Annotated in this window: 7 protein-coding genes; 4 read left to right on the top strand and 3 right to left on the bottom strand. The window is 73.9% G+C overall.

The features are described 5' to 3' along the window. Positions 1 to 557, top strand: a 557-nt coding sequence (locus tag IE312_RS26995) for an ATP-binding protein (RefSeq protein WP_229900479.1), incomplete at its 5' end; no start/stop codon positions are given. A 145-nt stretch (positions 558 to 702) separates the two neighbouring features. Further along, on the top strand, positions 703 to 1,665 hold the full coding sequence (locus tag IE312_RS26990) for a DUF5926 family protein (protein ID WP_189984921.1): 963 nt from the start codon (positions 703 to 705) through the stop codon (positions 1,663 to 1,665). Between the two features lie 258 nt (positions 1,666 to 1,923). On the opposite strand, the gene IE312_RS42000 is transcribed toward IE312_RS26990, so the two are convergent. Both IE312_RS42000 and IE312_RS26980 read right to left on the bottom strand, forming a co-directional pair. Beyond that, the gene (locus tag IE312_RS42000; protein WP_229900478.1) at positions 1,924 to 2,484 is read right to left on the bottom strand and encodes a hypothetical protein; all 561 of its coding nucleotides are present in this window, start codon (positions 2,482 to 2,484) and stop codon (positions 1,924 to 1,926) included. 55 nt (positions 2,485 to 2,539) lie between these two features. Next, on the bottom strand, positions 2,540 to 3,205 hold the full coding sequence (locus IE312_RS26980; protein WP_189984920.1) for a bifunctional DNA primase/polymerase: 666 nt from the start codon (positions 3,203 to 3,205) through the stop codon (positions 2,540 to 2,542). A gap of 614 nt (positions 3,206 to 3,819) precedes the next feature. On the opposite strand from IE312_RS26980, the gene IE312_RS26975 reads away from it, so the two are divergent. Then, on the top strand, positions 3,820 to 5,199 hold the full coding sequence (locus IE312_RS26975; protein WP_189984919.1) for a PP2C family protein-serine/threonine phosphatase: 1,380 nt from the start codon (positions 3,820 to 3,822) through the stop codon (positions 5,197 to 5,199). A 168-nt stretch (positions 5,200 to 5,367) separates the two neighbouring features. After that, positions 5,368 to 6,852 carry an aminopeptidase P family protein gene (locus tag IE312_RS26970; RefSeq protein ID WP_189984918.1) on the top strand — a complete coding sequence of 495 codons (1,485 nt, stop codon included), beginning with the start codon at positions 5,368 to 5,370 and terminating at the stop codon, positions 6,850 to 6,852. A 63-nt stretch (positions 6,853 to 6,915) separates the two neighbouring features. Here the strand turns inward: IE312_RS26970 and IE312_RS41995 are convergent. Further along, a partial coding sequence (locus IE312_RS41995) for an ATP-binding protein (protein ID WP_229900477.1) occupies positions 6,916 to 7,164 on the bottom strand: 249 nt, incomplete at its 5' end.

The following is a 7,164-nucleotide window of genomic DNA, read 5'->3' as shown; positions in this document are numbered from 1 at the left end:
CGTTGGTGGTGGCACAGGAGGTGCCCACGTCGTCGAGCATGGCCGTACCCCATGGCCCTGCGGGCGTGGGCAAGGCGCGGCACCGGATGCGGGCGCAACTGCGCACCGGTGGCGTAGCGGAATCGGTCATCGACGACGCCGTACTGATCCTGTCCGAACTCTTGAGCAACGCCTGCAAGCACGGGCGGCCCCTGGGGGACGCGCCGGCCGGGGACGGGGACGTCCGCGCCGCATGGCGGGTTGACGGGCGCGGGCGGCTCATCGTGGAAGTCACGGACGGCGGCGGCCCGACCCGCCCGGCGCCGGCCACGCCGTCGGTGACCGCGCACGGCGGCCGGGGGCTGAACATCATCACGGCCCTCGCCGACGACTGGGGCGTCCGGGACGACGTGCGGGGCGAGGTGACGGTCTGGGCGGTGGTCCACGAGGACGTCCACGACCCCGATGCCCGCTGCCCGCACGACGCCTTCGCCGCGCGCGTCACGCACGCGGCCCTGCCGAGCCTCCCGGACCTGCCCGGCCTGGACTTCACGGACGCCTTCGGGGACGTGGACTGAGGGACCGCCACCGCACGCGACCGGCTCCGGGCCGCACACCGGCGGCGTCGAGCGCACGTGCGTTGTCCACAGGTTCCCGTCGGTCATGGTCCGAACGGCTAGGCTCCCGACGTACGAGAAGAGCCGTAACCGGGAGACACCCACCATGGCCAAGAAGCGACCCCAGACGAAGGCCAAGCCGCAGCCGATCGACGGGGAGATCCCGGTTGTCGGCGCGCGCGAACCCTGCCCGTGCGGCAGCGGCCGGCGCTACAAGGCCTGCCACGGCCGGGCCGCCGCGCACGCCGCGACCGAGCTGGTGCACCGACCGTTCGAGGGGCTGCCCGGCGAGTGCGACTGGGTGGCACTGCGCGAGCTGGTGCCCGCGGCGACGGCCGGGCTGACCCTGCGCGACGGCCTGCCCGAGGGCGTCCCGTCGGTCACCCTGGCCACGGTGCTGCCGATGGCCTGGCCCGCGCTGCGCCGCGACGACGGCTCGGTCCTGCTCGGCCTGCAGAACGACACGGCGTCCGGCGACATCAGCCGCGACCTGGCCGACACGCTGCTGCGCGCGCTGGAGGCCGAGCCCGGCACCCCGGTGCAGGCCCGCCGCGCCCCCGCCGACGGCCCGCGACTGCAGGACCTGCTGGACCCGGAGGGCGCCTTCGACCCGGTCGTGCACAGCGGCTTCGAGTTCTGGGTGCCGGACGCGGAGAACGCCGCCCCCGAGGTGACCGCCTCCCTGGAGCGGGCCAACGCCGCCGCCATCCCGACCGTGAAGCTGACCGGTGTGGACGCGGCCTACTGGTGCGAGACCCCGGACAAGAACCACCTGCGCTGGGTCATGCCGCACCCGGAGGAGCAGCTTCTGGACGCCCTCGCGCGTCTGCACGCGGCGGGCCGCTCCAGTCTCGGCGAGGGCACCCGGCTCGTCGGCTCCTTCCGTGCTCACGGGCTCACGGTGCCGGTCTGGGACCTGCCGAGCGGGGTCGCCGCGGAGGACGTGGAGAAGCCGGCCGCCGAGTTCGCCGAGCGCCTCGCCGCGGCCCTCGCCGTCCGGGAACCGCTCACCGCGGACGAGCGCCGGGCGCGCGGCGGGCTGACCAACCGGCAGGTCACGCTCAGCTGATGCCCGCGGCGCGGGTGCCGCGGCTGACCGGCCGGTCAGTCGCGGCACCCGGCCGCGCGGCAGGTGACTCCTGTCACAACTCCCGGTTCGGTCAGGGAAATCGGTGTCCGAATAGGCGGCCCGGAATTTGCGAACCGCCGATCTCTTGTTACCGTTCCAGTAGCCCGGTTGCTGGTGCATCCCCCGTCGCCAGCAACCGGGCCTTTCCATGCCCGCGTCCGGCGCCCGGCGCCCCGGTGACCAACCCGGAGGGCGCGCTCAGGAGTTGCTGCCCGAGCGCAGCAGCAGCGGTCCCTTCGCCCCGCGCCCGGCGAACTCGGTGACGGCCGTGTAGCCGCCCGGTCCGCCCCGAATGCGCCGGCGTGGCGTCTCGCAGGTGGCGGGCTCGTCGTCGGCCCCGGTGACACAGCGCATCTGCACGCTCCGGCCGCCCGGGCCCATCAGGCTCAGCACGGAGTCCAGCGACTCGCCGGTGGCGTTGCGGTAGTAGGCGCGCGCCCAGGTGTCCTCGCCCTGCGTCAGCACGCAGGTCTGTGCCTCGATGCCCTCGGGCGAGGTCAGTTCGGGGCCGCAGCGGGCGGCGGTGGCGAGGCCCAGGCCGAGGGCGGAGGGGGAGCCGTGCGCGGTGGCCGGGCGGGTCCCGCCACCACCGCGGGGGGCGGCCGGTGCGCCGGACCGGCCGGGGTCGCCGGGCTGTCCGGCGGAGGCCATGGTCAGCGGCAGGGCGGCCACGGCCGCGATGACGCCCACGAGGAGGAACAGACGCAGCCGTCGGGGATCACGCTGGGGGGCACGGCGGTCGCCGGAATGTCGCAGCATGAGCGGAAGATAACGAGCGGGCGGGGCCCGCCCGCCCCGCCCGCGCCCGACACCCCTACAACTCGGGCGCGCTCACACCCGTACGAGTGAGGGCGTCGACCACGGCGTCCACCACTGCCTCCACGTCGGGCACCCAGGGCGCGGCCGAGCCGGGCAGCGGGGCCCGCTCCCAGCGGACGGCGCCCTGGCCGGTCTCGGACGGGGGCAGCGCGACGTAGCCGCCCTCGCCGTGGAAGCGCAGGGAGCCGGGGACGAAGTCCTTGGCGTACAGCAACTCGCCGAGCTGCTCCAGGGAGTACGGCTTGACGAGCAGCGACCAGCGGGTCGGCGCGGCGATCACCGGACCGAGCCGCATGCCGCGCCGGTCGAGCAGCGCCAGGGCGCGGGAGGCGGCGAGCGCCGGCAGGCTGACCGCGCAGGGCGCGCCGCCCCCGGTGGCCAGGACGATCGGGGCGCTCGGCCGGTTGGTCCACCACCAGCGCACCATGCGCGCGTCCGTGGTGGCCGCGAGCAGGCCGGGGTCGAAGGGGTGCGCACCGGGGACCGTGCACTCCGGGTCGGGGCAGGCGCAGCGGGCCCGCCCTTGCGGGTCCGGCGCCACACCGGGGAGTACCGGCCACTGCCACTGCGTCGCGAAGGTCAGGGCCGCGCCGATCAGGTCGGGCCTGCCGTCTTTCCGCCTGGACAGGAGCCTGCGTCGCCTTCCGAGGATCTCGCGCATGAGCGCTCGTTCCTTTCCGTTGCACCGCTGGCAACACCGTGGGGCTACATCACACCATGTGTCGATCACTTCACTGTGCGTACCTGTTGGCGCATCACATCCCTGCGCACGGCATGGGGAACCCCGAGGGGGTCGAGCGTTGGCCGCGCCCGCGTCCATGGTGCGTCTATCAAAAGCACGACCGCGGCGTAGGGGTGGCGAAGTCTGGCGTTTTGCCGTCGCGCGTATTTCTCTCCGCCTCCGCCACGGGAGGATGGGGCTCGGTCGTCGGTGGCTATGACGCCCGGGTCCGTCGCCAGGTTCCGGGTGGTCCCCAACCACCCCTGGCCTTCTCCGAGTACGTACCCATCACGACCGCTGTGACGCTCCGTCGAGCAAGGCCAGTCGACCGCAATGGACCGATACCTGAGGCAGTTTTTAGCCAACTTGGCAGTAAGGCAAGGGGTTCGGGAAAAACGCCCGCACGTCCCGTGGACACCAGGAATCCCCGCAGGACAATGCTGGACATCCCCTCACGAGTGCGTGTACATGTGGAGACACTGCTAGCGGCGCAGAATGACATGGGGGTTTGCGATGCTTCTGAGCAATACGCACCGGTCTGAAGGCCGGACGCCATGAACGCCCCGCACCCTCCGAAAGTGGCCGGAATCGATCCCACGGTCCCCACCCCCGCACACACTGCGCCCGCCTCGCCCGCCGCCGGCGCCGCCTCCGTCCCGGTCCCCCACCCGCCCGCCCCCGGCGCCCTCCTCCAGGACCGGCTGGCCGGCTGGGTCTCCGATCTCACGACCCTCCACGAACTCACCGAGCGCCTCTCCCGCACGCACGCCCTCGACCCCGCCCTGCACGAGCTGCTGCGCGCCGGAGCCGCCCTGGTCGGCGCCCGCCGCGGCCTGGTCGTCCTGGAGCCCGCCGACGGCACCGGCCCGCGCAGCACCCTGGGTCTCGGCCTCGCCCGCGCCGACCTCGGCCACCTAGAGACCGTCCCGCGCCGCGCCCTGCCCTACGACACCCGAGGCACCGCCGAGGTGCTGCACCCCGACCTGTTCGCCGAGGACGGCCTGCACCCCCGTCACCGCGAGGTGGCCGCCCGCCTCGGCTACGCCGCCAGCTACGCCCTCCCGCTCGCCACCGAGTCCGCCGGCCGCCTCGGTGCCGTCGTCTGGTTCTACGACGAGCCGGCCGAGCCGCACGCACGCCGGCGCCATCTCGCCGGGCTGTACGTCCGGCACGCCACCGAACACCTGGCCCGGCTGCTGGAGGTGGAGCGCACGCGCGCGTGCATGGCGACCCTCACCGACGAACTGCTGCCCTCCCGGCTGCCCCGGGTGGCCGGCGTCCAGCTCGCCGCCCGGCACCGCACCGGACCGCGCGGCGGCGGCGACTGGTACGACGCGCTCCCGCTGCCCGACGCCGCGCTCGGCCTGTCCGTCGGCTCGGTCACCGGCTCCGGGCCCAGCGCGGTGGCCGCGATGGGCCGGCTGCGCGCCTCCCTGCGGGCGTACGCCGTGATGGAGGGCGAGGACCCGGTCGCCGTCCTGTCCGACCTGGAGCTGCTGCTGCGGCTGACCGAGCCCGCCCGGTCCGCCACCGCCCTGTTCGCCTACTGCGAGCCCGCGCTGCGCAAGGTCACGCTGGCCGGCGCCGGGCACAGTCCGCCGCTGCTGATCGGCGAGCGGCGCACACAGTTCGCCGAGACCTCCGTCTCCGCCCCGCTCGGCATGCTCGCCTGCTGGGAGGCGCCGAGCGTGGAGATCCAGGCCGAGGCCGGAGAGACGGTTCTGCTCTACACCGACGGGCTGCTGCACCGCACCGGCGACCCGATGGACCGCGCCTTCGCCCGGCTGCACGCCGCCGCCGCGGGCGTCCCGCGCGCGGTGCGGCAGGACCCGGGCGCCGTCGCCGACCACGTCCTGCGCGCGGTCCTGCCCGACGGCCGGGACACCGCCGACAGCGAGGAGGACGTGGTGCTGCTCGCGGCCCGCTTCGACTGAGGCCGGTCCGTCCCGGCCGAGGACGCCGGCTGGCATGACCGGGCATAACAGGTCATCCGGCCCCGCCCGCTCCTCGTACGACCGTACGATGATGGAGGTCCCCGCTCGGCCACAAGCAGGAGCGTCGCGGGCCCCGGGGGAGATCAATGGCGTATCGAGGAGGATCACGTGTCCGACGAGCTCAACCCGGCTGTGCCCGACTCCGCTACCGCGGAGGGCCCGGAGGCCGAGGCCGAGGAGACCGTCAAGCAGCGCAAGAACGGCCTGTACCCGGGCGTGTCCGACGAGCTGGCCGAGAACATGCGGTCCGGCTGGGCCGACACCGAGCTGCGTGACCTGGAGCCGATCGCGCAGGCCGCCGAGACCGCGGGCCGCCGCGCCGCGCTCTCCGCCCGCTTCCCGGGCGAGCGCCTGGTGATCCCGGCGGGCAACCTGAAGACCCGCTCGAACGACACCGAGTACCCCTTCCGCGCCTCCGTCGAGTACGCCTACCTCACCGGCAACCAGACCGAGGACGGCGTCCTGGTGCTGGAGCCCGTGGGCGAGGGCCACGAGGCCACCCTCTACCTGCTGCCCCGCTCCGACCGCGAGAGCGGCGAGTTCTGGCTCTCCGGCCAGGGCGAGCTGTGGGTCGGCCGCCGGCACTCCCTCACCGAGTCCGCGGCGCTGTACGGCATCCCGGCCGCCGACGTGCGCGAACTGGCCGACAAGCTCCGCGAGGCCACCGGCCCCGTCCGGGTGGTGCGCGGCCACGACGCCGGCATCGAGGCCGCCCTGACCGACAAGGTCACCGCCGAGCGCGACGAGGAACTGCGCGTCTTCCTCTCCGAGATGCGGCTGGTCAAGGACGAGTTCGAGATCGGCGAGCTGCAGAAGGCCGTCGACTCGACCGTCCGCGGCTTCGAGGACGTCGTCAAGGTCCTCGACAAGGCCGAGGCGACGAGCGAGCGCTACATCGAGGGCACGTTCTTCCTCCGCGCGCGCGTGGAGGGCAACGACGTCGGCTACGGCTCCATCTGCGCGGCCGGCCCGCACGCCTGCACGCTGCACTGGGTGCGCAACGACGGCCCGGTCCGCTCCGGCGACCTGCTGCTGCTCGACGCCGGTGTGGAGACGCACACCCTGTACACCGCCGACGTCACGCGCACGCTGCCGGTCGGCGGCACGTACAGCGAGATCCAGAAGAAGATCTACGACGCCGTGTACGAGGCCCAGGAGGCCGGCATCGCGGCCGTGCAGCCGGGCGCCAAGTACCGCGACTTCCACGACGCCGCGCAGCGCGTGCTGGCCGAGAAGCTCGTCGAGTGGGGCCTGGTCGAGGGCCCGGTCGAGCGGGTCCTGGAGCTGGGCCTGCAGCGCCGCTGGACCCTGCACGGCACCGGGCACATGCTCGGCATGGACGTCCACGACTGCGCCGCCGCGCGGACCGAGACGTACGTGGACGGCACGCTGGAGCCGGGCATGGTGCTCACCGTCGAGCCGGGGCTGTACTTCCAGGCCGACGACCTGACCGTGCCCGAGGAGTACCGGGGCATCGGGGTCCGCATCGAGGACGACATCCTCGTGACCGAGGACGGCAACCGGAACCTCTCCGCGGGCCTGCCCCGCCGCTCCGACGAGGTCGAGGCGTGGATGGCCGCGCTGAAGGGCTGACGTACGGGTGAGCGGCCGGGTACCGGGAGGTGCCCGGCCGTTTCCCCGGGCGGCCGAGAGCCGTCAGGCCGTGAGCAGGGAGGGGTCCTTCGTCCACTTGAGGATCTTGTCGAAGCTGACCACCGTCCCGCCCCGGCCGGGCCTGGCCCCGATGTGGACGTGGTCGGCGAGTTCGCGGATCAGGCACAGTCCGCGGCCGTGCTCGGCGTCCGCGCGGGCCGGCCGGTGGTCCGGGGGACACGGCAGGCCGGGACCGGAGTCGCAGACCTCGATCCGGCACTTCTCACCGTCGAGGTACGCGGTCACCCGGTA

It is taken from the genome of Streptomyces capoamus, assembly GCF_014654935.1.
GTDB classification, from domain to species: domain Bacteria; phylum Actinomycetota; class Actinomycetes; order Streptomycetales; family Streptomycetaceae; genus Streptomyces; species Streptomyces capoamus.
This window is presented reverse-complemented; position numbering and strand designations above follow the sequence as displayed.